This window comes from Collinsella ureilytica, from assembly GCF_019795105.1.
Classification (GTDB): Bacteria; Actinomycetota; Coriobacteriia; order Coriobacteriales; family Coriobacteriaceae; genus Collinsella; species Collinsella ureilytica.
In genome coordinates, this window is sequence record NZ_JAIMFO010000007.1 from 179,411 (window position 1) to 205,973 (window position 26,563).

The 26,563-nt window shown below is 52.5% G+C and carries 21 protein-coding genes, 1 tRNA gene and 1 pseudogene; 1 reads left to right on the forward strand and 22 read right to left on the reverse strand.

Annotated elements, in window-relative coordinates:
- Window positions 1-53: 53 nt before the first annotated feature.
- Window positions 54-401, forward strand: a complete 348-nt coding sequence (locus K6V98_RS08700) for a hypothetical protein (protein WP_306792810.1) — start codon at window positions 54-56, stop codon at window positions 399-401.
- Between the two features lie 99 nt (window positions 402-500).
- Here K6V98_RS08700 and K6V98_RS08800 read toward each other — a convergent pair.
- The 22 genes and pseudogenes from K6V98_RS08800 to ppdK all read right to left on the reverse strand — a co-directional run.
- A pseudogene (locus tag K6V98_RS08800) lies at window positions 501-569 on the reverse strand (hypothetical protein); the annotation flags it as partial.
- Window positions 570-604: 35 nt separating this feature from the next.
- Window positions 605-1,018 (reverse strand): recombinase family protein, encoded by a 414-nt coding sequence (locus K6V98_RS06685; protein ID WP_222199739.1) that lies wholly within the window; start codon window positions 1,016-1,018, stop codon window positions 605-607.
- Between the two features lie 499 nt (window positions 1,019-1,517).
- Window positions 1,518-5,798, reverse strand: coding sequence for a Rib/alpha-like domain-containing protein (locus tag K6V98_RS06690; protein ID WP_222199740.1), 4,281 nt, complete (start codon window positions 5,796-5,798; stop codon window positions 1,518-1,520).
- A 569-nt stretch (window positions 5,799-6,367) separates the two neighbouring features.
- Window positions 6,368-6,443 (reverse strand) — tRNA-Ala (locus K6V98_RS06695).
- Between the two features lie 63 nt (window positions 6,444-6,506).
- Complete coding sequence (locus K6V98_RS06700; RefSeq protein WP_371734537.1) at window positions 6,507-8,240, reverse strand: proline--tRNA ligase; 1,734 nt, start codon at window positions 8,238-8,240, stop codon at window positions 6,507-6,509.
- Between the two features lie 66 nt (window positions 8,241-8,306).
- Window positions 8,307-9,371 carry a flavodoxin-dependent (E)-4-hydroxy-3-methylbut-2-enyl-diphosphate synthase gene (gene ispG / locus K6V98_RS06705; protein ID WP_222199741.1) on the reverse strand — a complete coding sequence of 355 codons (1,065 nt, stop codon included), beginning with the start codon at window positions 9,369-9,371 and terminating at the stop codon, window positions 8,307-8,309.
- Window positions 9,372-9,402: 31 nt separating this feature from the next.
- Complete coding sequence (locus tag K6V98_RS06710; RefSeq protein ID WP_222199742.1) at window positions 9,403-10,749, reverse strand: M50 family metallopeptidase; 1,347 nt, start codon at window positions 10,747-10,749, stop codon at window positions 9,403-9,405.
- 13 nt (window positions 10,750-10,762) lie between these two features.
- Window positions 10,763-11,926, reverse strand: coding sequence for a 1-deoxy-D-xylulose-5-phosphate reductoisomerase (gene dxr, locus K6V98_RS06715; RefSeq protein ID WP_222199743.1), 1,164 nt, complete (start codon window positions 11,924-11,926; stop codon window positions 10,763-10,765).
- The gene (locus tag K6V98_RS06720; RefSeq protein WP_222199744.1) at window positions 11,926-12,783 is read right to left on the reverse strand and encodes a phosphatidate cytidylyltransferase; all 858 of its coding nucleotides are present in this window, start codon (window positions 12,781-12,783) and stop codon (window positions 11,926-11,928) included. Before K6V98_RS06720 ends, dxr begins: the two co-directional genes overlap by 1 nt.
- Window positions 12,780-13,577, reverse strand: a complete 798-nt coding sequence (gene uppS / locus K6V98_RS06725) for an undecaprenyl pyrophosphate synthase (RefSeq protein WP_222199745.1) — start codon at window positions 13,575-13,577, stop codon at window positions 12,780-12,782. The genes K6V98_RS06720 and uppS overlap by 4 nt, the downstream gene beginning before the upstream one ends.
- A complete protein-coding gene (gene frr / locus K6V98_RS06730) occupies window positions 13,578-14,111 on the reverse strand; it encodes a ribosome recycling factor (protein ID WP_222199746.1) in 534 nt (177 codons plus the stop codon).
- Between the two features lies 1 nt (window position 14,112).
- The gene (pyrH, locus tag K6V98_RS06735) at window positions 14,113-14,835 is read right to left on the reverse strand and encodes a UMP kinase (RefSeq protein ID WP_222199747.1); all 723 of its coding nucleotides are present in this window, start codon (window positions 14,833-14,835) and stop codon (window positions 14,113-14,115) included.
- A gap of 120 nt (window positions 14,836-14,955) precedes the next feature.
- Window positions 14,956-15,828, reverse strand: a complete 873-nt coding sequence (tsf, locus tag K6V98_RS06740; protein ID WP_222199748.1) for a translation elongation factor Ts — start codon at window positions 15,826-15,828, stop codon at window positions 14,956-14,958.
- Window positions 15,829-15,855: 27 nt separating this feature from the next.
- A complete protein-coding gene (rpsB, locus tag K6V98_RS06745; protein WP_222199749.1) occupies window positions 15,856-16,635 on the reverse strand; it encodes a 30S ribosomal protein S2 in 780 nt (259 codons plus the stop codon).
- 159 nt (window positions 16,636-16,794) lie between these two features.
- A complete protein-coding gene (locus tag K6V98_RS06750; protein WP_222199750.1) occupies window positions 16,795-17,736 on the reverse strand; it encodes a tyrosine recombinase XerC in 942 nt (313 codons plus the stop codon).
- Window positions 17,714-19,072, reverse strand: coding sequence for a methylenetetrahydrofolate--tRNA-(uracil(54)-C(5))-methyltransferase (FADH(2)-oxidizing) TrmFO (trmFO, locus tag K6V98_RS06755; RefSeq protein ID WP_222199751.1), 1,359 nt, complete (start codon window positions 19,070-19,072; stop codon window positions 17,714-17,716). The genes K6V98_RS06750 and trmFO overlap by 23 nt, the downstream gene beginning before the upstream one ends.
- A 20-nt stretch (window positions 19,073-19,092) precedes the next feature.
- On the reverse strand, window positions 19,093-20,019 hold the full coding sequence (gene dprA / locus K6V98_RS06760) for a DNA-processing protein DprA (RefSeq protein WP_371734538.1): 927 nt from the start codon (window positions 20,017-20,019) through the stop codon (window positions 19,093-19,095).
- On the reverse strand, window positions 20,012-21,535 hold the full coding sequence (locus K6V98_RS06765) for a YifB family Mg chelatase-like AAA ATPase (protein ID WP_306792811.1): 1,524 nt from the start codon (window positions 21,533-21,535) through the stop codon (window positions 20,012-20,014). The genes dprA and K6V98_RS06765 overlap by 8 nt, the downstream gene beginning before the upstream one ends.
- Window positions 21,532-22,137, reverse strand: a complete 606-nt coding sequence (locus K6V98_RS06770) for a YraN family protein (RefSeq protein ID WP_222199753.1) — start codon at window positions 22,135-22,137, stop codon at window positions 21,532-21,534. The genes K6V98_RS06765 and K6V98_RS06770 overlap by 4 nt, the downstream gene beginning before the upstream one ends.
- Window positions 22,138-22,299: 162 nt before the next feature.
- Complete coding sequence (gene rnhB, locus K6V98_RS06775; protein WP_222199754.1) at window positions 22,300-23,088, reverse strand: ribonuclease HII; 789 nt, start codon at window positions 23,086-23,088, stop codon at window positions 22,300-22,302.
- Window positions 23,089-23,167: 79 nt separating this feature from the next.
- On the reverse strand, window positions 23,168-23,509 hold the full coding sequence (rplS, locus tag K6V98_RS06780) for a 50S ribosomal protein L19 (protein WP_222199755.1): 342 nt from the start codon (window positions 23,507-23,509) through the stop codon (window positions 23,168-23,170).
- 115 nt (window positions 23,510-23,624) lie between these two features.
- Window positions 23,625-26,384: a pyruvate, phosphate dikinase gene (ppdK, locus tag K6V98_RS06785; protein ID WP_371734539.1), complete on the reverse strand. Its 2,760-nt coding sequence runs from the start codon at window positions 26,382-26,384 to the stop codon at window positions 23,625-23,627.
- Between the last annotated feature and the right edge of the window lie 179 nt (window positions 26,385-26,563).

Here is a 26,563-nt window from a genome sequence, read left to right on the forward strand (position 1 = left end):
GGAACATCTCGCGAATCTTCAGAGTAACAAGAGGTTATCACAAGTCTGTCGTTATGCAAGTAGATTTTATCGACGAAGTACTCCAGGACGGAATCCCTTACTTCCACGTTGTCGAAGTCTGCATGGAGAAAGCGGTCGAAGTAGGCCTTTATCGAGTGTTCGTCCTCGAAGAGCGATTGCCTAACCGTCTCAGCCGCTATGGCGGCGTTCAGAGCTTCCTTGCGCTCCTGAAGCTCGACCATGCGCCGCTGCGTCGCCTCGTTGAAGATGCCTGCCTCTATCGCTCTCACGAAGTTGGCGAGGCCCTTCTCGACGTCCCTGCGCTGCTGCTCAAGGCTCGCAAGGTAGTCCGTGCCCTTATAGTGCCTTTCGTAGTGCTTGGCCGCGTCCACGGCTATTGAGGCGAGGTTCTCGCTGTCGTCCAGAAAGCCTTTGAGGATGTCAGTCACAACGTTCTCGACCCAGTCCTTACGGACGGGTTTTTTCGAGCACCTCTTGGCTCTCTGCTCCTTGCAGTAGTAGTAATAGTGCTTCGCTCCGGTCTTGCTCGTGCCTGAGACGCCCTGCATGGAGCCTCCGCACTCACCACAGAAGAGCTTGCCAGTCAGCCAGAGCGCGGGACGCCTCCGTCTTGTGCGCTCTCCCTGCGCCTTGAACCGTTGCGCTTGTTCTCGACGAGCCTTCTTTGCGCCCTCTCGAACAGCTCCTCGTCCACAATCTGCGGCATGTCGCCCTCGACGGTAATATCGCCATGATGATACTCGCCTATGTAGGCCCTGTTCTTGAGCAGCTTGTTCATGGTCTTGACCCCGAACAGCGCACCCCGCGACGTCCTCAGGCCTCTCGCATTGAGGTCATCACAGATTGACTGCATTGCCTCGCCGTCGGCGTAGCGCGTGAACATAGACACCACGAACGGGGTGACGGCATCGTCCACGACATAGTGCTTCTCGTCGTCCACGCCATAGCCCCACACCTTGTGACCGTTATAGAGGGCGTGCTCCGCGTTGTAGGCCATACCGCGCCTGATGTTCTGAGACAGCGGCCTTTTCAGGTGCTTTTCGTACCTCTTCGGGGTTTTGTATAGGGAAATACATCGCAGTGTCTGCATGAAAGTGACAATGAAATATGTGCAACGTCGTGCATGAGATATGCAGCATGAAGCCGATAGTACGGGCGGCAGTCATGCAACAGTGCAGCAGAAGCGATGGCAACGAAGTCGATAACCGCGCAAGGGGTGCGGCAAGAAGGTGATGGCGATTGAAGAGCACCTATGCAACAGTGCAGCAGGAACGATGGCGACTGAGGCGGTAATCGTGCGATAACCACTATAGAGCCAGGAAAGATGAGTGTGGTCAGCGAGGTGTGAAGAAAGAAAACGCATCTTGTTTGCGTATGAAAGGTGTATAGAAGATACAAAAGGAGCCGTACCTAAGGGTACGGCTCCTTGTTTACTCAGAGCTTAGATGCAAGCTCTGAAAGATGATGATAGAAAAAGCACTATCTCATCCTTTAACCTAGCAGTCCTTTTCGCGACGCTTGCGACATGCTGCAGTGGCGCCAAGTAGACTGACAACGCCTGCGGAAGCAACTGCTGCACCAGCAACTGTAGAGATATCTCCGGTTTGCGGGAGCGCAGCGGCTTTGCGTTTCGGCTGAGCTTTTTGCTCAGGAGCCTTCTTCTTGGGCGTCTTGACTTCTGTCTGGGGCGTTACAGCGGGCTCCTGGGGCTTGATGACATGAATTACAATTTTAACCTCATCAGCTGACCCATCAGGATAGGTAACAACGATGGTTGCAGGAGTATCGCCCTCCTCGTTGACGCGAGGCTGCTCTTTCCACGTGTACTTCGTGTCTTTCGGCAAATCGCCCTTGTTCTTGATGCCCTCGGACGGATCGGGGGTCACGCCAATCTCAGTAGTAATGTCCTGACCCTTTGGATCATAGATATCAGCATCCTTGGGGCTCTCAGGAGTCTTGGGGTTTTGCGTGTAGGTTGCCGTGATGGTCTTGTTGCCGGTAAACGTGTCTTTCAGAGCACTATCCCAGCCGTTTTGAGTCCAGCCTTCGTTGGCATCGATCTTCGGAGCGTTCTTCGTAAGGTCAACTTCGACCTTCGGGTTCACTTTAAAGACGGTGGTTTCACCCTCGTGAATCTTGCCGTGATCACCTGCAGCAAAGGTGACCTGTACGTAGTTGTCAGGCACCGCAGGCGGGTTTTTAGGATCAGGCACAGGTACAACGTCGCCCACAAAGGTTGTGTTCACGGTTGCGGTGTCGGTGGAGCCGTCAGAGTAGGTGACGGTCATCTCAACATCTTGCGTGCCCTTCTTCTCGGGCAGCGCGCCCTTAGGAGCAATGGAGGTGATGCGCTGGTCATCGTGCTTGACTTCCTGGCCGTCCTTGCCGGTGATCTGCACAGCGTCTTTCAGAGCCTTTGTCAGATCCTCATCAGAGATTGACTCAGGAACAACAATCTTGCCGCCCTCAGCGTTTAGCTCGTCGGTGATCTTGGGGTTTTGCGTGTAGGTTGCCGTGATGGTCTTGTTGCCGGTAAACGTGTCTTTCAGAGCACTATCCCAGCCGTTTTGAGTCCAGCCTTCGTTGGCATCGATCTTCGGAGCGTTCTTCGTAAGGTCAACTTCGACCTTCGGGTTCACTTTAAAGACGGTGGTTTCACCCTCGTGAATCTTGCCGTGATCACCTGCAGCAAAGGTGACCTGTACGTAGTTGTCAGGCACCGCAGGCGGGTTTTTAGGATCAGGCACAGGTACAACGTCGCCCACAAAGGTTGTGTTCACGGTTGCGGTGTCGGTGGAGCCGTCAGAGTAGGTGACGGTCATCTCAACATCTTGCGTGCCCTTCTTCTCGGGCAGCGCGCCCTTAGGAGCAATGGAGGTGATGCGCTGGTCATCGTGCTTGACTTCCTGGCCGTCCTTGCCGGTGATCTGCACAGCGTCTTTCAGAGCCTTTGTCAGATCCTCATCAGAGATTGACTCAGGAACAACAATCTTGCCACCCTCAGCGTTTAGCTCGTCGGTGATCTTGGGCCCTACGACAACCTTCACATCTACGGTGTCTTTGGAGTCGTCTGGATACTTGACCGTTACCTTATAGGTATAGGTACCGGGCTCAGCATTCTTGGGCAGCGTGATCTCACCGGTCGTTTTATCGATCGTTGCACCGGCAGTATTGCCCTCCGTCGGAATGGAGAATTCTGTGCCATAGAGGTCGTTCTTTTTGTCCTTATTAGGGGCAATCTCTTCTTTTTCGTCGGTGAATGTGTCATCGAGCGTGATTGCCGGAGTCGTTGCGCCCTCGCCGTACTTGACCGTGGTGGTGGGGACGGGGTTCGGCTCGTACTGCCCAGCGTTATCCTCATCGACATCTGCAATACCGTTACCGTTGGAGTCGTATCCTAAAGTAACGCTCTGATTTGCAAGATTGCCATCGACGTTGATAGTAGCACCATCTTTGAGCTGGGAACTCTTCGTGACAGCCCAATGCTTAACTCCATCACCGAGAGAGATATTTACCTTATACTCACCCTGCTCAAAATTGTGTAAACCGAAATTCTGAACCAGCGGGTAATTTTCTGTTCCGCGCCAGGTGTCCGCCGTGCCTGAAGCAATTGGCTTACCATCTTTTCCGGTGAGGGTGACTACGAGGTTTGAAAGATCCTCGGCTCCCTCAGTTCCCTCGTCAACAGATGTTCCGTTTGCATCGACAATGAGCTCCTTGTGGGTTTTCCCATCGCCATCAGACTTTACTACCTGGGCGTCGTCCGCCGTGGCACCCTTGCCAATCAGTGAGACGCCATGGGTGATGCGCTGGGTGGCATCCGCTTCAACTACCTTATTGGGGTCATCAGGTGTGCCCTTATTGCCGTCATCGGGGTCGGTAGCGTTTACATCGCCGTCACCGTCGTCGTCACGCGCCACAGCAAAGGAATCCTGTGCTAGGTCCTGACCAGCTACGCTGAGCACGGCCGTGTAGATGCCCTCCTTGGCGTTCTCGGGCACATCCCAGGAGAAGGCGTTGATGAGATCTGCAGGGTTAACGGGGATGGACTTACCGATTTGCTCACCATCCTTCATGATGCGGATCTCGGTATTGAGCTGCTTGAGGTTGCCGCTGACCTTGATGTTGGCAGTGTCTCCGGGCGTTGCGATGTGCTTTGTGGTGTCGTAATTGGTGACATCAAGGTTTGCGAAATCGCCCAGGCGGAGGCCGAAGTTAACGTTATACGCAGTGTCACCGGCAGCGGGTGCACCAATAGGAGAGGGTCCCCAGTTGTTGTTCGCGTTGTACGCGAAGAAGCCAGGCAGGATGAAGGGTGAGTACGTGGGAAGGATCTGACCGGTCTGCGGGTTTTCCACCCACATGTAAAGGAATGTTCGGTCGAAGGCAGTGCCGGGCTGAGTGGCGGCTACCGTGTACTTTCCTTCCTGATCTGTCGTCGTCCAGTAGGTAGCTTCAATGTACTCCGGGTGCTGGCTAAGGGTGTCCTTTACCTCCTTGGACCACATGACGCGATCGATGTCAGAGCCGTGATCCATAATGTTTTTGATGGCGGCCTTACCCTCGCGGGTAAGTACCGTCATGAACACCTTCATGCCCGGTGCACCGGGATCATAATCGGAGTTAATTGTCGTTGTGCCGGTCTCGTCAGGGAGATGCTCACCGATCTCGTAGTATACCTTGCCGGAGATAGCCTTTTGAGGACCAGAGAGCGAACCGAGAGCCGGTGTCTTGTTGGGCTCTCTGTCGTCCTCGATGAGCTTGTTGCCAGTTGCTTTGAGGTAGTTGCCCGAGCCGTCTTGCAGTCCGTCAATGCCAATGGGCAGCTCCTCCAAGGAGATCAGGACCTTCTGTACGTTCGTGCCGATGAGCTGGAATGCACCGGAGGCAGTGGCAACCGGTGTCCACTTATCCGCTTTAGCGCCACCGTTGGAAAGGGGAACTAAAGCGTTGCCGGTATCAGACGGAAGAGCTGGGCTAAAGGTGCGCGCCATCGGCTCGCTCCAGACACGATACTTGGTGCCTGACTGAGCAACCCACTCACGTTTCTTGCCAAAAATATCGGTTTGGGTGGGAACCTGGAAAGCGTAGTATCCGGCATCGTTTTCTCCGAAGGTGTGGGTAACAGCGCGGAAGGCGGGGGAGACCCAGCCGTCAGTGTCTTGCCATTGCATGAATACCTGTGTGCCATCGGGAACACCAGGATCTGAGGTAGAGACAGGGTCGCGAGTTGAAGCGGTGCCTCCTGCAACATATACAACCTTGCCGGAAAGCGTATTTTTAGCATTCGTGAGGTCTACCGGACGGGAGACATAGCCGTTGGCAAAGGCATCTGCATTAATAGCGCCGGTTTCTTTATCTAGAGTGTTATATTCGCCGGCTTCTCGTGTTGCAACGCGAGGTGCAACAGCGGGCTTTTCTGCCTGAACAGCAGAAGGTGTTGGGATGGGTGCTGCTTCAAGGGATGCAGCCTGTGGTTTTGAAGAGGTAGCATCGCGGTCGGTTAGGTTTTGATCGTCTGTCTGATCAGAGGTGTACCCCCCCCCTTCCTCATTTGCTAATGGTACTTCAGCAGGAGCGTTTTGTGCATCTGTGGTAGCAGCCGCTGCAGGCATGGCAACTGGGCCGGAGAAGAAGCAGAGTAAACCTATCATGCAGGAGACCAGTCCAACAGACAGTTTCCTGAGGCCATAACGCGGCTTCTTCTGCGAGCACGCTGCTCGCTTTGCTGCAATAACCGCCCTCATTCGGTCATTGCAATTCGTTTGATGTGCCATGAGCATTCTCTCCTTAGGGATTCATGACGTGTACGAGAAATGAAGAAACAAGATATATTCGTGCTTTGTGACGACGTGTTCTACATGCACCTCCCCTTGTGGCATCTGAAAGCACGACCCCTCATATGACTAAATACTACTAAATTAGAATCATATAAGTGCTGAACATTGTAGTACTATTCGATTCAAATTGGTACACCTCATTTATCTGGTGAAATAAGATTTCGGTGCATAAAGACATCTTTGTATCAAAGAGACAGATATGAAATGAGCGCTAAAAAATTGAAGGAAGAAGTGAGCGTTGTTGTGCGCGGCAAGTGCATGACGAATACACATTGTCTTGTGATTCTGTTTCTACATGGCTATGTGTCACAGATAATTGTGACGGGTTCGTGTCACAAAAGAATGAGACAAGTTCATGCTACAAAAAAAGCGTCCGAAGCCCTTTTGTCCTCTAACCCGAAGATCTTCATGCGTGTATAAAAAACGAGGGTTGCGCTAACAACCCTCGATCTTATAGATAAGCGCCAACCTATTTCTTATGAAATAGAGTTCAACGCTTCTACTTCTGGTGGAGACGAGGGGGATCGAACCCCTGACCTCTTGACTGCCAGTCAAGCGCTCTCCCAGCTGAGCTACGCCCCCAAGCGGTGCAGAAAGTAATATACGGTAAGGCTCTCAGGGATGCAAGCAGTTTTTTAGAAAAGCTTAAAGCCGTGCCTTGCGAACGAGTCCTGCAACATAGTTCGCAGCCTGATCAAGGGCTACATCCACACGCTCACCCGAGCGACGATCTTTCACCTCAACAACACCTTGAGCAAGACCGCGCTTGCCCAAAATAATTTGATACGGAAAGCCCATCAAATCGTTATCGGCAAACTTAACCCCCGGACGCTCATCTCGGTCATCAACAATCGTTTCAATCCCTGCCTCAAGCAATTCATCAAACAAGGCCTTCCAGGCTCGCTCACAGGGCTCCTTATGAGGATCGAGGGGAATGAGTGCAACCTCATACGGAGCGATTGATACCGGCCAGATAATGCCTTGATCGTCGTTATGCTGCTCAACCGCAGCCGCAAGTGTACGGGAAATGCCAATTCCATAGCAGCCCATCACCAGGGGGCGCTCACGCCCATCGCGATCCATAAAGGTGGCTCCCATAGCCTCAGAATACTTCGTACCCAACTGAAATACCTGAGACACCTCGATGCCACGAGCACCAACAAGGGGATGTCCACAATGAGGACAGGGATCGTCTGCCTTAACCGTTGAGAGATCAGCCCACATTTCAGGCTCAAAATCTCGACCAGGTTGCACGCCCGTAAGATGATAGTCACGCTCATTGGCACCACAGATCCAATAGTGCGACTGGTGAAGACTCTCATCGCAAACCAAACGCAGATCCTCCGGCAAGCCAACCGGTCCAATAAAGCCCTTGATAAGGCCAGCATCTTCTAGCTCTTCATCATTCATAAGATGATAGTCACCAAAGACACGCTCGGCTTTTACCTCATTCAGCTCGCGGTCGCCCGGAATAATGGCGATTGCTGGACGTCCGTCACCATCGATGAGTGCCAACGCTTTGCGAGTAGCTGAGGCAGGAATTCCAAAGAACTCAGTAACTTCAGCAATGCTACCAGCGCCAGGAGTAGCCACCCGAAGGATGTCTTCAGACGCAGGTCCTTCCACAATCGGTAAGGTAGTGCTCGCCGCCTCATCATCTGCGGCGTAATCACACTGTGGGCAAAAAACGATTGCAGCCTCTCCAGCATCGGCAAGTGCCATAAATTCAACTGAAGTATCTCCGCCAATCTGACCAGAGTCTGCAACGACCGGCAGAGCGCGAATGCCGCAGCGCTCACAAACCGAAGCGTAGGCATCCTTCATCGTGTGATAGCTCTTCTCAAGCCCTGCCTGGTCAGCATCAAAGGAGTAACCATCTTTCATGATGAATTCACGTCCACGTATCAAACCAAAACGTGGGCGCATTTCATCCCGGAACTTATCTTGGATGTGATAGAGATTTAAGGGAAGCTGGCGATAGCTGGAAATCTCATCCTTTACCAGATCAGTGACGGTCTCTTCATGCGTAGGCCCCAACACGAACTCACGATCATGCCGATCAGAAACGCGCATGAGCTCAGGTCCGTAGGCGTCGTAGCGGCCAGACTGATGCCAGAGCTGCGCATCTACCATAATTGGCATGAGGAGCTCTTGAGCTCCTGCGGCATCCATCTCATCGCGAACAATGGCCTCAATCTTTTTCAGCGAGCGCCACGCAAGCGGAAGATAGGTATAAAGACCTGCTGCCTGCTTGCGAATGAAGCCTGCACGTAACAAGAGGCGGTGGCTCGCAAGCTCAGCCTCGCCCGGATCCTCTTTGAGCGTAGGAGCATAGAGACGAGACATCAACATGTGTGCAGTCTTGATTTTATCTGGCATAACGGTCCTCTCAGGGATCCAACATGGTGCATCTGCCTTAAGCATGATAGCGCAATATATCAGGGGTTAGAGATCTTCAATCTCTTCCATGAGAGCATCGACAATCTGAGCCTCATCCACCTTACGAATAACTTGGCCTTGTCGGAAGAGCAGAGCCTGGCCTGAGCCACAGGCAACTCCCACATCCGCATCAGAAGCCTCACCCGGCCCGTTGACCGCGCAACCCATGACCGCCACCGAGATTGGCTTGTCCACGGTTTTAAGCCGCTGTTCTACCTCATGTGCGATGGGGATCATATCGACCTTACATCGCGCGCAGGTGGGACACGAAATCATCTCAGGGCTTCGCCGACGGACTCCTGAGGCGGCCAGTATTCCCCAGGCCACAGGAACCTCTTCGATAGGATCTGCAGTGAGCGAGACCCGAAGGGTATCTCCAATTCCTTCAAGCAGCAAAGAACCGAGCGCCATTGAGCTCTTGATTGTTCCTTGTTGAATTCCGCCTGCCTCAGTTACACCGAGGTGAAGCGGGATATGAGGAAGCTCATGGGATAGGATGCGGTAGGTCTCAATCGTTGAAGCAACTGAGTGGGTTTTGGCCGAAAGGATAAGGTCATAAAACCCACGACCCTCAATATGTTCAATGAATGACAGGGCACTTGCAACCAGTTTTTCGGGCAGGCTTAAGTCAGGATGTTCGGCAATTGAAGCGTCAAGCGAGCCCGCATTGACCCCAATACGAATAGCAGCTCCAGCCGATGCCGCAGCATCGACAACCGCATCAACTCGTTCCCATGAACCGATATTGCCCGGATTGATGCGAAGCTTTGCTGCCCCAGCATGGGCAGCGGCAATGGCTAAGCGATAGTCAAAATGAATATCGGCCACGATAGGCACCGGGCTCTCAGTGCAGATGCGCTCAAATGCCTCAAGCGATCCTCGATCAGGAAGCGAAACACGAACGAGGTCACAACCTGCCTTCGCAAGCGATCGAACTTGTGCGAGCGTTTTTTCAGCATCTGAGGTTGGCGTTGAGGTCATCGACTGCACAGCAACCGGGGCACCGCCTCCGATGTAGATCTCACCTACGCGCACTGAGCGTGTGCGCTCGCGAGCAGCAAGTCCAGACATAGCACTACCTCCCCTTGTACAGCATCATGCCTTATGTGAGTAAGCGCAAAATATCGGTGCGAAGCATGAAAACAAAGAGGAGTAAGAACAAGCCAATTCCCACATAGCTCGCATAGGTCTGTATACGAACGCTTACGGGGCGTCTCAAAACTGCCTGAATAATCTCAATCAAAAGCTTGCCACCATCAAGAGGCGGAATCGGCAGAAGATTCATGAATGCAAGCGAGAATGAGATGAGCGCCATGAATGGCAACAAAGCAGCAGGACCTGCAACTGCAGCCTGAGCACTCATCGCGGAAATACCCACGATTGAGCTGGAACTTTGAAGCACTTCAACCGTATGAGACGGATGGATGAGACGCGCCACACCTTCTGCGGTACGCGCAAGCGAGATGGTTGTAGCACGCATCGCATCAAGCGGGCTCAGGCGAACCGTCGCAACAGATGCTTCTATACCAATGCGACCTTCTGCATCAAGCGTGAGCTGACCCTCTTTGCTCATACCTTCCCGCTCAAAGCTCACCTTGATCGTCTGGCCAGGTTGAGCAGAGCTGAGCGCATGAACAATATCAGTCCACGATGAGCAGGGTTGATCATTTACCGCTTGAATGACATCACCCGCTTGGATACCGGCCTCTGCTGCCGGAGAGTTCGGGCGGACACCGCCTAGGACATTGGAGTCAAGAACCTGAGGCGTCCCTAAGCACGATAGAGCAAAAACCATGATGGCAAAGCCGCAGATAATATTGACCAGAATACCTGCAACGAGCATGAAAGCTCGCGGCCAAAAACCCTTGCCGAGATAGGTATGAGCGCGCTCCGCCATAAAGAAGGCCATAGCTCCTTGAGTAACCGGCCAGGGCTCCCCTTCTTGCGTCGCCTCTTCTCGACGAAATGCTCGTCCGTCATATACCGTATTTCCTGCGCTATCGCGACTCATCGATAAGAACTCAAGCTCAGCCTCCTGAGTGCTATCTGATTTTTGCTCTGCTTCTGCAATGGATCCCCAGCCGAGCAAAAAGCTTGCAGCCTCTACAATCTCTTCAGGAGTGGCTTTAAGCTCTTCTGCCAACGTGCCTACACGAACTCTGCCATGCGTATGAATGGTCGCGAGCACCTCGTGCGCCAAGGCCGGAACCTCAGGATCCATGCCACAAATGGCAGCATAGCCACCAAGCAAAAGAGGTGTGACACCAAAACGGGTACCAATGCGCGAACTTTTTCTACTGAGCCGCACCCGACAGGGCAGGCCTAAGAAAAACTCCGTCACCCGCACGCCCATAAGTCGCGCGGCTAAAAAATGCCCACCCTCGTGCACAAAAACTAAGATGGAAAGGACGAGCACGCCCCAAAAGACAGACGACAAAAAGCCTTGCATACCACGATCCTATCTAGTGAGCGCGCCTGGCAATGATCTTTCGTGCCTGCTCACGCGTCCAGGTATCTACATCATGCAGCTGCTCGATCGACTCAACGACCTCTACCTCATGCACTTCCATACACGCACCGACTACCTCATCGATACCGGTAAATGACAGCTGTTCATGCAAAAAGGCATCAACCGCTATCTCGTTAGCTGCGTTTAACACACAAGGCATGGTACCCCCCAAACGCCCGGCTTGCTCAGCCAAGGCAAGACAGCGGAAGGTCTCCATGTCTGGAGCGCCAAAACTCAAATCAGCAAGCTCTCGAAAATCTATACGAGGTGCCGGGCTCGTCCAACGCTCAGGATATGAAAGGGCATATTGAGCAGGAATTCTCATATCAGAGGCACCCAAGTGAGCAATAACAGAACCATCGCAATACTCAACCATCGAATGAATCTTCGATTGTGGATGAATGAGCACCTGAATAATATCTAAATCAACCCCAAAGAGATGCTTAGCCTCAATGCGCTCAAGGCCCTTGTTCATCAGGGTTGCAGAATCAATCGTGATCTTTGATCCCATCTTCCACGTGGGATGAGCTAGGGCATCTGATACTGAAACGTCTCCAAGCTCGCTTCGGCTCCGACCATAGAACGGCCCTCCGGAACAAGTAAGCCAGATTCGATAAGTATCACGCTGCCGCTCGCCAAGATAGCACTGGAAGATCGCTGCATGCTCAGAATCCACGGGAAGCAGCTGATCGCTACCAACCAGCGGCATAATGAGATCGCCGCCAACAACGAGCGACTCTTTGTTTGCCAATGCAATGGTTTTTCCGGCAGAAGCCAAGCGATAGCATGCATCAAGTCCTGCTGCACCTACGACTGAGATAACAACGATATCTATCTCATCATCCAAGCATGCATCAATGGCAGCATCCATACCAAAGCTGAGAGAGCAGCTGGGTGAAAAATCTGCCAGCGCTGGATCGTGCCGAGCGTTCGGATCAGTGAGAACGATACGAGTCGTGCCAAATTCATGAGCCATCGCCGCGAGGGAGCCGACTTGCGTATGAGCAGTTAAGACACTCACACATAAACGATCAGCATGTTGGCGACACACATCTAAGACCTGCGAGCCTACTGATCCAGTTGCTCCGAGCACAGCGACGTGCTTTTGAGCAGACACTAAATGACACCTCCGAGGCGAAGCACAATAAATGCGGCGATACAGCCAAAGATAAGCGAGTCAGTGCGATCGAGCATACCGCCGTGTCCTGGTATGAGGTCTCCTGAATCCTTCACGCCAACGCCACGTTTGATGCGGCTTTCGATTAAATCACCAAAAACGCCCAGGGAGGCAACGATCATGCCACACCCAATGGCTTGCGCGGGATTCAGTCGATACAAACCCGTAAAGGCAAGGATGAGCCAAACGAGCGATGAGCCAACCAAACCAGCGATAAAGCCTTCCCAGCTCTTTTTGGGGCTAATCTTGGGCACCATCTTATGAGCACCAAAACGAGTTCCAAATATATAGGCAAAGGTATCGCTGAGCCAGATCGAAGCGCAGGCTCCAATAGCCAGTAAGGCCCCAGCAAAACCATCTTGGCTTCCTCGCAGCAAAACAACAGCAGAAAGCATAAGGCCCGTATAGACAGGTCCAAAAAGTGTAATAGCGACATCGGTAATGCGCGTCCTCGGCGTATAGACATACCAAAGACCTAGTACTAACAATAAAACAAAGAAGGCGGCTAAAATCCACGGTTGGCGGCCAAGCGCGGTAAAGGGAAAAATAGCTGCTGCGATAACGCCTAAAACAACATTGGGAACCTTGCCATCAAGGCGCATCATGCGATAAAACTCATAGCAGCAAAGAGCGCTCATACATGCAATGAAAACTGCTGTTGTATAGCGGCTGATCAAAAGACTTGCAATAAAAAGTCCAGCATAGGCAAGACCCCAGATCGCACGTGTAATAAAGCGCTGCAGAGATTTTTGACGAGAGCTTACAGCAGAGCGTCTCCTTTGTGACTCTTCCGTCATGGACGCTCCTTGCTCACGCTGATACCGCCGAAGCGACGATCACGATGTTGATAGGAAGCAAGAGCACGCAAAAAACCCCAGCGATTAAAATCGGGCCAGTACATATCAGTGACGTAAAGCTCTGCGTAGGCAAGCTGGTAGAGCAAGTAATTTGAAAGACGCATTTCGCCTGAGGTACGAATGACAAGCTCGGGATCGGGCAGGCCGTTGGTATAGAGCTTTTGAGCAAAGAGCTCCTCATCAATGGTTGCCGGATCAAGCTCGCCCAGCTGAGCAGCGACTGCAAGCAAGCGAGCTGCACGAACGATCTCAGCCCGTGCTCCATAGTTGACCGCAAGTGCCAATACCATACCGTCATGCTCTGAACATGCGGCAAGACCTTGCTCAAATACCTCTTGCGTACGACGAGGCAACGCGCTCAGATCTCCTAAGAAAACGACTCGAACCCGCTCACGCTGTAAGAGAGGAAGTTCTTCTAAAAAGGTCGTTGCAAACAGATGCATGAGGAGATTGACCTCGTGCTTCGGCCGCTTCCAGTTTTCTGTTGAGAAGGCATAGACCGACAAAACATCAATGCCCAAACGAACCGCCGTTGTAATGATCTCGCGCAAAGCTCCAATCCCTGCACGATGACCTTCGGCACGCGGCAGGCCACGCTCGTTTGCCCAGCGCCCATTTCCGTCCATAATGCAAGAGATATGGCGCGGCAGCGTTTTGAGATCAATATCGGAAAGCGCAATATCGTGAGGAGCATCCTCAAAATGCTCCTCAAGCTTTTCTAGATCAACGGGCATCTAGATCTCCATGACCTCAGCTTCTTTTGCCTTCAAAAGCTCATCTACCTGAGCTACAAAATCGTCGGTATGCTGCTGCACGCGAGCCTGCTCACGACGTACCTCATCTTCAGAGAGATCCTCATCGCGATCAAGACGATTGTTATAGTCGCGGCGGATATTGCGAATAGAGATACGTGCCTGCTCAGCGAGGTCACGGCACTCGCGCACGAGTTCATGACGGCGCTCCTCGGTAGGAGCTGGGAACGGCAGGCGCACCACTGAGCCATCTGAGTTTGGGGTGATACCCAAATCGCTTGCCGATACTGCCTTTACAATGGCGTTTAACACTGCCTTATCCCATGGCTCAATGAGCAGCATATGAGCCTCTGGAGCCTTAACGGCTGCAAGTTGGGTAATGGGTGTTGGGACGCCATAGTAATCAACCGTAATATCAGACAAGATATTGGCATTGGCACGCCCCGTGCGTACACGGGTGAAGTTATGCTTGAGAGCCTCAATGCTTTTTTCCATGTCCTGTTTAATATCGTTCATGCTACTCCTCCTGGAAGACGACGGTACCAACGGGCTCGCCCGAGAGGGCTCTTAAAATATTATCTTCGCCTTCAATATTTAAAACGACGATTGGCATATTGTTATCTTGACAGAGCGCAGTTGCGGTTGCATCCATGACTTGCAGCCCACGTACGAGCACTTCATGGTAGCTAATCGTATCAAAGCGAATAGCGTCTTCATTGCGAACGGGATCGCTATCGTAGATGCCATCAACCTTAGTGGCCTTCATTAAACAGTCTGCGCCAATTTCGCACGCACGAAGGGCTGCTGCCGTATCAGTCGTAAAGAAAGGATTGCCTGAGCCTGCAGCAAAGATGACAATCTCGCCCTTTGCAAGATGGTTCATCGCCCGTCTGCGAATATAGGGCTCACAAACCTCATTCATCTGAATGGCGCTCATCACTCTGGAAGCGCAACCCTGCTGCTCAAAGGCATCTTGCAAAGCAAGAGCATTCATGACCGTTGCAAGCATACCCATATAGTCTGCCTGTGCTCGATCCATACCATCAGCAGATGCAGCGAGGCCACGGAAAATATTGCCGCCGCCAACAACAATGCCAACTTCAATGCCTTCATCAGAGATCTTTTTGATCTGCCGTGCCAAACGCTCAGTTACTACAGGGTCAATGCCATAGGAGCTCTCCCCCATGAGCGCTTCGCCGGAGAGCTTGAGTAGCACACGTTGATACCGGTACTCCGTCACAACATCCTCCTTTTGAACAGACCAATCCTGTTCATTTTAGCAGGATCGGAGTGCAGTACATGTGAAAGCAGGCCGAGGGGCTCGGTGCTCCTCGGCCTGCTTTGCATCTCGTGTAAAAAACTACTCGCCGCGCTCGATGCGCTCAAAACCAACGATAGCAACGGTATCGCCAAGAGATGCAGAGACACGCTCAGCATAGGCCTTAACCGTGATATCTGTGTCTTTAATAAACTCCTGCTCGGTCAAGACAGAACCCTTGAAGAACTTCTCGAGCCTGCCCTGCGCCATCTTTTCCTGGATGTTCTCGGGCTTTCCAGACTCAGCAGCCTGAGCAAGATAAATGGATCGCTCATGCTCAACAACGTCTGCAGGAACATCGTTTCGCGTAGCGGCAACCGGAGCAGTGGCTGCAACCTGCATAGCAATATCATGAGCAAAGGTTGCAAACTCGGCCGCCTTGGCAGTCTCGGGCCTTTCGAAGGAGAACTCTACGAGAACGCCAATCTTGCCACCCATGTGGATATAGCTTGAAAGAACACCAGATTCAGTCTGGCGACGAGCAACGCGAGCGATTTTCATATTCTCGCCAATGACGTGAATGAGCTCAGTTAAGCCATTCTCTACCGTATCGCCAGAGCCAAGCTTGGCAGCCATAAGCTCATCAACGCTTTGAGGATTGGCTGCGGCGGCAAGCTCAGCGACCTGTGCAGCAAATCCGGTAAAGGTTGGATTGGACGCAACAAAGTCAGTCTCACAAGAGATCTCAACAAGTGCGCCCGTTTTGCCATCTTCTGAGATGAATGCAGCAATGGTGCCCTCATTCGTGGCGCGACCAGCCTTTTTAGCAGCAGCGGCGAGGCCATTTTTGCGCATAATATCAACGGCTGCATCCAAGTCACCATCAGCCTCAACAAGTGCCTTTTTGCACTCCATCATCGGAGAGCCAGTCATCTCGCGGAGCTGCTTGACGAGAGCAGCAGTGATCTGTGCCATAGCGGTTCCTTTCTTAAGGACAAGTAATTACTCAGTAGCTGCAGGTGCCTCTGCGGCTGCGGGAGCCCCAGGCGTTGCAGGAGCCTCTGCTGGAGCAGACATCTCTGCCACCGTGATCTGCTCCTTGCCCGTACCTGCTAAGCAAGCGTCTGCGAAGAGGTCACACATCAAAGAGATGGAGGAGATGGCATCGTCATTGCACGGCACACCAAAACCAACCTCATCGGGATCAGAGTTCGTATCAATGAGGGCAACAACAGGAATACCCAAGCGGCGAGCCTCCTTGATGGCATTCTCCTCACGCTTGGTATCAATGATGAAAATGGCCTGGGGAAGCGCCTTGAGATCGCGGGCACCACCGAGGTTGCTCTGAAGCTTAGCGAGCTCTTTTCCAAGAACAGCCTGCTCCTTCTTAACGCGCAGAGCCATGGAGCCATCCTCGACCATGGTCTCAAGCTCTTCCATGCGATTGATGCGCGAACGAATAGTTACAAAGTTCGTGAGCATACCGCCGAGCCAACGCTGGTTAATATAGGGCATGCCAGCACGCTCGGCTGCGTTCTTCACTGCCTCCTGAGCCTGCTTTTTGGTGCCTACAAACAAGACCTTGCCACCAGAGGCACAGGTCTCACGCAAAAACGTATATGCGCGGTCAGCCTCAGTAATGGTCTGCTTCAGATCAAGAATATAAATGCCATTGCGGTCACCAAAGATATAAGGTTTCATCTTTGGGTTCCAGCGACGGGTCTGGTGGCCGAAGTGGCAGCCAGCCTCAAGCAGTGTGCGGATATTAATCTTCGTGGCCATGTGTATACCTCCTGTGGTTTGCCTCCGCGCGGGGTCAACCCTAATTGCCCCTCGCCCACATGCCAAAAGAACGAGGACCACGGCAATTTAGTAGCCGCGCGTGTGAAATAGATGCTACGCCCTCGGCGCAACCTGCAAAAGGATAGCAGGAATGAACGCTTATTCCAAGTGCTTACCTTGAGATGTCTCAGCGCGCGGATGAGCCTGAATCAAAGCGTCTTGCAAGCGCTCCGGTGTGAGGTGCGTATAGAGCTGCGTGGTCGAGAGACTCGCATGACCCAAGAGCTCTTGTACTGAGCGCAAATCTGCACCACCAGCAAGCAGATCGGTGGCAAACGTATGACGCATGGCATGAGGGGTGATGCCTGCCGGAACTCCAGCCTCAATCCGTAAACGGCGAAACCGTGAGCGCAAGGCATCAGCTGTCATGGGACGGCCACGGGTTGATATAAAAACTGCGCGTTCGTGCATCTGAGGCAGGCGAGCTTTTGCTAGGAGTTCTGGCCGTGCCTCTAAAAGATAGTCTTCCATAAGCAGACGGGCTGATCGGTGCAAAGGAACGATGCGCTCCTTGTCTCCCTTGCCATGCAGGCGAGCAGTTTTATAGCCTGGAGAAAATGAATCGATCGTTAAATTTGCCGCCTCAGAAATACGCGCCCCGCTCGCATAAAGAAATTCAAGAAAGCAGGCATCGCGCAAGCCATCGGGGCGGCTCGTATCAGGTGTTTTCAAAAACCGATCCATCTGGGTCGCTGTTAGGGTGTGTGGCAATGTTTTTGGCAACTTAGGTGCCATAAGTGCAGCGGTCGGGTCGTTTTGGATGATGTCTTCAATGACTAGCCAGCGATACAGCGAGCGCATGGACGAAAGATGAGCGGCAATGCTTTTTGGTGCCAGACCAGCTTGTGATAGATTAGCAAGATAGGATCGAAGCTCACGGGGTGGTACTTCAAGACCATCAAGGTCTTTGAGATCCAGCCATGCAATGAATTGTTCAATATGCGAGCTATATGCGCGCACCGTTTCTGGTGAAGCTATACGTGCTAACGAGAGATACGAAATGAAGTCATCAACTGCATCAACAAAACGATTGCGACTCATCTTTTGCACCTCGCAGCCATATATCGGATCGCTCAGCAATATAGGAAGAAAGATCACTGATCGCTCGCTCGGCAAAGGCAGCATAGCGCTCTTTTTTATTGCGAGGGCGCTCCCCTGCCAGAGGCGGCACGATGCCAAAATTCACATGCATGGGTTGATAGTTTGCGACCTCGGAGCTAGTCGCATAGGCAGCCAAGGATCCGAATGCTCCCGTATCAGGCAGCTCAAGGCGTGGACGATCAAAAAGATCGGCATAGGTATTAAGACCTGCTATGAGACCTGAGGCTATGGCCTCAACATATCCTTCTGTGCCGGTGATCTGCCCAGCAAAGCGAATGGTGGTTTTCGGCAATGCGAAGCTTGTATCTAATAGATGAGGACTATCGATGAAGGTATTGCGATGCATCACGCCGTAACGGAAAAACTCTGCCTCTTCAAGCCCAGGTATCATGCGAAATACGCGGCGCTGCTCAGCAAAGGTGAGATTGGTTTGAAAGCCCACCAAGTTATATGCGCTCAGCTGTGCATTCTCAGCTCGCAGCTGCACCGCTGCCCATGGACGACGACCACATCTTGGATCGGTGAGACCCACGGGCTTCATGGCACCAAAACGAATCGCATCTATTCCTTTCCGTGCGATCTCTTCCGCAGGCTGGCAGGCCTGAAAGAGATCTCTCGATTCAAAATCTTTTGGAATGACTCGCTTTGCACCTATGAGCTCAGAGATGAACGCCTCATATTCCTCACGGGAAAGTGGGGCATTCAGATAGTCTCCTTGTGCTTGTTCTTCATAGCGCGACTGGCGAAATAAGATCTCATAGTTCAGGCTCGCTGCGTCAACGATTGGAGCTGCCGCATCAAAGAAGGAAAGGGAATCTTGACCCACAAGATCCTCAATTTGCGCCGCCAGAGCGGGCGAGCAGAGCGGCCCTGCGGCAATGACTACCGAGCCTTGAGGAATTTCGGTAACCTCTTCTCTGATAACCTGGATATTTGGCCGTTTTTGTATCTCTAACTCCACAGCATGAGCAAAGGCCTCACGATCAACCGCGAGTGCTCCTCCAGCAGGAACCTGCGTTTGAAAAGCAGCTTTCAAAAGAATTGAGCCCATCAAACTCAGCTCACGTTTTAAGAGACCAGCTGCAGAATCTGGGCGCGTTGATTTCAAAGAATTTGAACAGACAAGCTCAGCAAGGTGACCTGTATGGTGGGCAGGAGAGCTCACCTCAGGCCGCATCTCAAAGAGACATACCGAAACGCCGCGATCTGCAAGCTGGCACGCACATTCTGATCCTGCAAGTCCGCCGCCAATAACCGTAACATTCGCACGAGTCATAGAACTCCCTCATCGGTTTTCTAGCACGTTGTATGGTGCCCCACTGAGCTTAGAGCATGAAGGGTGGCTGCACTGGCAGAAATCCTTCCATCAACCAATCGTTCCACAAGGCCACGCGATAACAAACTTGATACCAAAATAAGGGCCGCCTGCCCATCAAGGTTTAAAAGACGTCCAATCGCTTCGATCGTGATCGGAGAGGCGACGAGGGCTGTCATCAGATGCCGCTCCGCCTCACTCATATCTTCCCTCTGTTGTATAGCAAGCCTCCCTGGTCGCAAAACCCCAAAGATCCTCGATATAGCTACTTCTAATGCCTCCTCGTCAGCAATACAAACAGCTCCTTCTGCAATGAGCCGATTGCTACCCCGCGAGCTATTCGACAAGATTGATCCAGGTACTGCCAACAGCTCACGACCCAATTCTAATGCTGCTTCTGCCGTAGAGAACGTGCCTGAAGGTATACCTGCCTCGGTTACCAAAAGCGCCAGACCTAAGGCAGCGATAACGCGATTTCTGCGCGGGAAGGCCCATCTTCTCGGTGGTGTTCCCCACGGATCGAGAGAAACAAGTGCTCCTCCGCTTACAATCGTTTGCTCAAGCAGTCTTCTCGAGCTTTTAGGATAGACCACATCTGCACCGCAGCCGAGAACTGCAATATGAGTACCACCTGCTTCAATAGCCTCTGCTCCAGCTGCGGCATCACAACCTCTGGCACCACCAGAAATAACGGCAATGCCTGATTCGGCCGCCACGCGAGCTGCCATCTCAGCAATTGCTCGGCCATACGGAGTTGCCCCACGAGCTCCAACGATACTCAGACCCGGGCGTTTTAAGGCCTCCAAGTTCCCCCGTACATATAAAACGGGTGGAGCATCTGAGAGCTCAGTCAGGCTCGCGGGATAGTGAGGATCATTGGTATAGATCTCATAGCTTTGCTCATCCACCGCAGCCTCCACCCCTGCCTTGATACATAGAAGCCTCCAGTACGTGCTCTTGACTACAGCGCTCAGCCTCTGCAATATCTGCAACCGTCCGCGCAACTCGACAAAGCCTTACCATGCCGCGCCCGGTTAAATGTGCAGCGCGAGCAAGCCTCAAGAGCGCTCGCTCCCCCGCCTCATCGAGATCAAAAGAAGCTGTAACTCCCTCTGTATGAGCGGCATCTGACAGGTGCCTATGAGATCGCCTCCAGCGTCCAAAAGTACGTCCTTGCTCTACCAATGCTTTCAGATCATGAGTACAGAGACCCTCCGCTCCCTCCACGATCAAGTCGGGTGCCGGGCGTGCAATATCTAAGCGAATATCAATACGATCTGCCAAAGGACCTCCAATTCTCATTTGATAGCGATCAACTGCAGCAGCGTTACAGGTACAATCCACCTGTGGGTCGCCTACATATCCACACGGACAGGGATTGCTTGCCGCTAACAGTTGAAAACGACACGGCAGGCGATACCCGCCGTCAGCTCTCACAATCTGTATCCAACCCTCCTCCATGGGTTGGCGCAAAATCTGAAGAATTGATCCAGGAAACTCCGCCAACTCATCTAAGAAAAGCACCCCGCCGTGAGCGAGGCTAATCTCTCCTGGTCTTACGGGACGGCCGCCACCAGCAAGACCAGCGGCAGAAATACTATGATGCGGTGAGCGAAATGGACGCACACCGGATAACAAACCAGATACATCCTCGCCTACAACGGAATGTATGCAGAGCGCTTCTTGGCGTTCTCGTTCAGAAATTGCAGGCAAGATACCGGTAAAACGCCGAGCAAGCATGGTCTTTCCTGCACCAGGAGGGCCTACCATGAGCATCCCGTGGCCGCCTGCAGCAGCTACAGCCAGCGCACGTTTGGCAACCTCTTGCCCCACCACATCAGAGAAGTCTCCTGAGCTACATGAGACAACCAAAGCCTCGCTCAACGTTGTATGCACAACTAAAGCATCCTGGATACCTTGCCTCAAGCGTCCCAGCGCCTCGAGTCGTTTTACAAGAACGCCTGGAAGTGGAATTTCACTACCTCCCTGGCCTTGCACGAGCGTGAGTCCCAAATCTCGAGCAAGCAAGGCATAGGAAACTCCCCCCTTTACTGCCTCTACTCGACCGTCAAGCCCGAGTTCCCCGCAGAACAGATACTCATCAAGGCCTTGTGGTGGAATCTGACCAGAAATCGCCAAAATGGCTATAGCTATGGGGAGATCAAGCCCCGCTCCTGTTTTTCTGAGATCTCCCGGAGCAAGATTCACGGTGATATTTTTTCGCGGCACCTCATATCCTGCAGAGCGCAAAGCAGCACGAATGCGCACACGAGCATCCATAACAGCTGCATCTCCGAGTCCAACAATACAAATACCAGGAATGCCTCCCGACATAGACACTTCCACGGTCACAGGAGCTGCCTCAATACCTCGAATGCAAGCAGCCCGTACAGCAAATGACGGAGGGCTCGTCGGTCTCATCATTCAGCCTCCCACCCAAATGCATTCGGAATATGAAAAATTTCAACTTCTCCAGATAGGGGGATTGTTATGGCAACAACGTCAAATCGAATTGAAACGACCGGATAGTGCGACATAAGATAGGCACTCGCAATGCGGCGATATCGTTGGCGCTTTCGAGCATCTACTGCCTCCTCAACAAAGAGCTCCTCGCTGCTATCTTGCGTGCGTCTCGTTTTCACTTCAACCAAAACAACCGTCGTGTCATCAGGATCTAAGGCAACAAGGTCTGCCTCTCCCTCACAGCAGCGGTAATTGCGCTCCAGGATTACAAATCCAAGACTACGGAGATGCTCTGCTGCAAGATCTTCACCCAGCCGCCCAAGCTCAGATCGATTAAGGTTTCGATCGCATGCCCGATCAGTGGGATCTTCTCCAGCGAGATCGTCTGCATCCCTTTGCCTTGCTCCACCCCGAGAACTCTCTTGGCGCACCTCATGAGGACATGCACCTTTACAGGCATATGCCTGTGCGTCTACTTCAGACGCGAGATCACCCGCACACGCTTCCTCATGCCAATGGGTCTGCTCTCGATAGTACAGTTCGGTAATGCGGTGTTCGTGCATCATGGCTCCCTTCATGTCATGGGATCCATCCTGCACCGAGTATTCTCACGTACATAGCGTGAAGAAGCTCAAAGATCTCACGGTGATCTGACGCACGCAAGAGGTCTGATTAACAGAGCTACTCAAGCGCACAATAGGTCAAAGCATCTGAGTGAATATGGCTTAAAACAAGGATTCAGTTTTTAAGAAATTCCCACAGAAACTTACTCGATGAACAGGACTTAAACCGAGCTTGCCAATGGCTGCAATATGATCGGGTGAAGCATAGCCCTTAGAAGCAGAAAAGCTGTACCCAGGGTAGATCTCATCAAGTTCAACCATGAGGTCATCACGGGTAACCTTAGCAACAATACTTGCTGCAGCAATTGAGGCCACCCGGGCATCTCCGTGGACGACATCAATCTCTCGCTGGTGCACCTGCAAGGGAGTTCCATCAATGAGCACGGCATCTGGCTCAACGCCAGTATCAGCAATGGCTCCTAGAACTGCCTCGCGCAAGGCAGCGGCCATGCCAATGACGTCAATTCGAGCTGGCTCGATATGGCATATCCCCACAGCCTGGGCTACTTCTAAAATTTGAGCTGCCAAGACCTGGCGCTTTTGTGGGCTTAAACGCTTTGAATCATCAATACCCCAGATGATGGGTTCATCCGGCAAACTGAGGGCACAAACCGTTAACGGACCGGCAATGGATCCGCGACCCACTTCATCTACACCGAGAATCAAACCATGACCACCGAGCTCGTGCATATACCGATAGAGCTCACGTACACGATCATGCTCTGCTTGATCACGCTCAAGCCGACGCCGTGCACGCTTCAGTGCAGTCTGCACCTGGGAGCGCGGATCCTCGCAGAAAAGCTCAATGAGCCTGCGTGCCTCATCTCTTTGAGCGCTCGCAAGCTCAGCAGCGATATGTGCTGCGGTATCTGATGATGATAGATTTGCCATCTGCAATCCTTTGCACAAAACAGGGGCCGCCACCTGGCGACCCCTGATCATACCCTGGTCTTTTGAACCGTGTTACCGCTTAGCGCTTCTCTGGAATGCGAGCGGCCTTACCCACCTTATCACGGAGGTAATAGAGCTTCGCACGACGAACCTTACCATGACGGACGACCTCAAGCTTGCCAATCTTGGGGCTGTGCAGCGGGAAGGTACGCTCAACACCCGTACCAAAGGAAAGCTTACGAACCGTAAAGGTCTCGCGTGCGCCCTCGCCACTCATGCGAATGACATCACCCTGGAACACCTGGATGCGCTCGCGCTCACCCTCCTTAATGCGGTAATGCACTTTCACGTTATCACCAACGCGAACCTCGGGGATGTCCTCGCGGATCTGCTGGCGCTCAATTGCGCGGATGTAGTCCATCTGTCGTATCCTCACTCTTCCAGAGGTGCCGAGCGCGCAGCTGGCACATAGGTTGAACAAACGGCATGAATTATACGCGAGCTCTCCGTATTGACAAGGGCAATCCTCAAGTCCTTCACGCATCCCGCTCGGATTGTGCCTCTAATTTGGCTTGTGCGGCACAGAGCCGTGCAATGGGCACACGATAAGGCGAGCAGCTCACATAATCTACGCCTGCACGGTTAAAGAAGACAAGGATGCTCCTTGGATCTCCACCATGTTCACCGCAGACTCCAAAGTGCATGTCTGGTCTTACAGCACGACCCCGCTCAACGGCCATGGCAACGAGATCTACCACCGTCTCATCGATCGTTTCAAAGGGATTGTCGTCCAAGACCTTCTTATGCAGATAGATCGGTATGAACTTGCTTTCTGCGTCATCGCGCGAGAAGCCAAAGGTTGTCTGTGTGAGGTCATTCGTGCCGAAGCAGAAGAACTCTGAGGTCTTGGCAATCTCTCCCGCAACAAAGCAAGCACGCGGAAGCTCAACCATAGTTCCGATGGGAATCTCAAGCGACACACCATACTCGCGCTCTACCTCTTTGAGCACCTGTTCAGCAATGGCTCGTGTCTGCACATGCTCTTCGGTAATAGAGACCAAAGGAATCATGATCTCAGGCTTTGGATCTAAGCCCTCGTCGCGAATGAGGCGAGCCGCAGCCGTAGCAATGGCGCGAACCTGCATGAGCGGCAGGTCGGGATAGACGATCGAGAGTCTGACACCACGCAAGCCAAGCATGGGATTAGACTCAGCCATACCGTCGATCCTCCGCAGCAGGGCACGTTTTTCTGCCAGCTCATCCTCAGTAGCACCTAAGGCCTCAAGCCGAGCAATTTCTATTGCAAGTTCACGAGGATCATCTAAGAACTCATGCAAGGGTGGGTCAATCAGGCGAACCACCACAGAGCGCCCGTTCATCGTACGGAAGATCTCCAAGAAGTCCTCGGTCTGAACGCGCAAGAGTTCATCAAGAGCATGGATCCGTACCGTGTCAGTATCAGAGAGAATGAAGGATTGGATGATGTCTTTGCGTTCGCCTAAGAACATATGCTCAGTACGGCAAAGACCAATTGCCTCTGCCCCAAAGGAAAGGGCAAGCTGAGCATCTGAGGGATTATCGGCGTTGACGCGCACGTGATGCGCGCGACCAGACGTTGTATCGAGACGAATCTCATCTGCCCAAGATAGTACCGTATCAAGATCCCCGGTCATCTCAGCAGAGACCAACGGCACCGCACCGGCAACTACAATGCCTTGGGCTCCATCAATAGAAATGACATCACCCTCATGAAGGATGTGATCGCTACCCTCGATCCGTACCTCCTTTTTGACCGCATCAATATGGAAGGCCTCAACACCGCAGACACAAGGTGTTCCCATGCCACGGGCAATAACAGCTGCGTGACTCGTCTTACCACCATGGCTCGTAAGGATGCCTTCGGCAACAGTCATACCTTTAAGGTCATCGGGATTGGTCTCCCAACGAACCAAGACTACCGAACGACCCTCTTCAGCTGCTGCTACTGCATCGTCAGACGAAAAGACGATCTCGCCCACTGCAGCACCCGGACTTGCATTAAGGCCGCGCGCCAAGATATCAAGCTTGGCTGTCATATCAAACTGTGGATGCAAAAGCTGGTCAAGCTGGGCAGGGTCAATCCGCGATACTGCCTCTTCACGCGAGATTAAGCCCTCCTCAACCATATCAACAGCAATCTTTAAGGCTGCCTGGGCAGTACGCTTTCCTACACGGGTCTGCAGCATCCAAAGTCTACCTTGCTCAATCGTAAATTCGATATCGCACATATCGCGATAATGATTCTCAAGGATGACAAAGGTTTCTTCGAGCTGGCGTCCTGCTGCAGCAAGTTCCGGAATACCCACGAGATCACTGATGGGCTCGGTATTGCGAATACCGGCAACCACGTCTTCGCCTTGGGCATTGACAAGGAAGTCTCCGTAAAACTCGTGAGTTCCGTCTGCGGGATTTCGTGTAAATGCAACTCCAGTGGCTGAGGTATTGCCCTTATTTCCAAAGACCATGACCTGAACATTGACTGCCGTACCCAGATCATCAGAGATGGAATTGTGCTTGCGATACAGACATGCACGCTCATTCATCCAGCTACCAAACACTGCCTGAATCGCGAGACGAAGCTGCAAGCGCGGATCACGCGGGAATTGCACGCGACCGTTACTCAGATCAAGCTCAGGATAGGCTGTCTGAGAAACATTCTCGGAGAAGATCTCCTTAAACTCGATCACGAGTTCTTGCAAATCATCTGCTGAAAGATCAGAGTCAGCACGCACACCTGCAACTAAACGGCGCTGCGTTAAGGCATTTTCAAACAGATCAGCATCCACGCCCATAACCACATTAGAAAACATTTGAATGAAGCGCCGATAACTATCCCAGGCAAAACGGGGATTTTCAGTCTGGGCAATGAGACCTTGCACCGACTCATCGTTGAGTCCGAGGTTCAAGACGGTATCCATCATGCCAGGCATAGAAAATGGAGCTCCTGAGCGAACCGACACAAGCAAGGGATCGTGGCTGTCACCGAGACGCTTGCCCAATCGGCTCTCAAGATCTTCTACAGCCTCATCAATTTCTGAAAGCGCACCCTCTGGCCACACGTTTCCTGCATTTGCATACGCAGTACAGGTCTGGCAGGTAATCGTGAAGCCCGGAGGTACCGGAAGACCAATACGAGCCATCTCAGCGAGATTTGCTCCCTTGCCTCCCAGCCGATACTTCATAGAAGCATCGCCTTCGGTCACATCGTTCCCGTGCTCATCGGATCCAAATCGAAAGACCCTCTGCTCGTCCGTCACGGCAATCCCCCTTCCCCGCCCCATCTCAGATGCGGCAGCGCTCTGGTCGGCAGACCCGGACTGATTTGACCGAGCCTGATCGAACTATAGGAAACCAGCTGCTGCAACATGTAGTGATCGCATGTATAAGGTGCAGCCGGTCGAAATCCCTAGGTGGACGGCCAACCATGTGGTATTGC

What these genes read in the sequence shown, in the direction of transcription:
- K6V98_RS08700 (WP_306792810.1), top strand. Translation starts at nt 54, where the DNA reads ATGCAAGTAGATTTTATCGACGAAGTACTCCAGGACGGAATCCCTTAC.
- K6V98_RS06685 (WP_222199739.1), bottom strand. Translation starts at nt 1,018, where the DNA reads ATGGCCTACAACGCGGAGCACGCCCTCTATAACGGTCACAAGGTGTGG.
- K6V98_RS06690 (WP_222199740.1), bottom strand. Translation starts at nt 5,798, where the DNA reads ATGGCACATCAAACGAATTGCAATGACCGAATGAGGGCGGTTATTGCA.
- K6V98_RS06700 (WP_371734537.1), bottom strand. Translation starts at nt 8,240, where the DNA reads ATGCCAGATAAAATCAAGACTGCACACATGTTGATGTCTCGTCTCTAT.
- ispG (WP_222199741.1), bottom strand. Translation starts at nt 9,371, where the DNA reads ATGTCTGGACTTGCTGCTCGCGAGCGCACACGCTCAGTGCGCGTAGGT.
- K6V98_RS06710 (WP_222199742.1), bottom strand. Translation starts at nt 10,749, where the DNA reads ATGCAAGGCTTTTTGTCGTCTGTCTTTTGGGGCGTGCTCGTCCTTTCC.
- K6V98_RS06720 (WP_222199744.1), bottom strand. Translation starts at nt 12,783, where the DNA reads ATGACGGAAGAGTCACAAAGGAGACGCTCTGCTGTAAGCTCTCGTCAA.
- uppS (WP_222199745.1), bottom strand. Translation starts at nt 13,577, where the DNA reads ATGCCCGTTGATCTAGAAAAGCTTGAGGAGCATTTTGAGGATGCTCCT.
- frr (WP_222199746.1), bottom strand. Translation starts at nt 14,111, where the DNA reads ATGAACGATATTAAACAGGACATGGAAAAAAGCATTGAGGCTCTCAAG.
- tsf (WP_222199748.1), bottom strand. Translation starts at nt 15,828, where the DNA reads ATGGCACAGATCACTGCTGCTCTCGTCAAGCAGCTCCGCGAGATGACT.
- rpsB (WP_222199749.1), bottom strand. Translation starts at nt 16,635, where the DNA reads ATGGCCACGAAGATTAATATCCGCACACTGCTTGAGGCTGGCTGCCAC.
- K6V98_RS06750 (WP_222199750.1), bottom strand. Translation starts at nt 17,736, where the DNA reads ATGAGTCGCAATCGTTTTGTTGATGCAGTTGATGACTTCATTTCGTAT.
- trmFO (WP_222199751.1), bottom strand. Translation starts at nt 19,072, where the DNA reads ATGACTCGTGCGAATGTTACGGTTATTGGCGGCGGACTTGCAGGATCA.
- K6V98_RS06765 (WP_306792811.1), bottom strand. Translation starts at nt 21,535, where the DNA reads ATGATGAGACCGACGAGCCCTCCGTCATTTGCTGTACGGGCTGCTTGC.
- K6V98_RS06770 (WP_222199753.1), bottom strand. Translation starts at nt 22,137, where the DNA reads ATGCACGAACACCGCATTACCGAACTGTACTATCGAGAGCAGACCCAT.
- rnhB (WP_222199754.1), bottom strand. Translation starts at nt 23,088, where the DNA reads ATGGCAAATCTATCATCATCAGATACCGCAGCACATATCGCTGCTGAG.
- rplS (WP_222199755.1), bottom strand. Translation starts at nt 23,509, where the DNA reads ATGGACTACATCCGCGCAATTGAGCGCCAGCAGATCCGCGAGGACATC.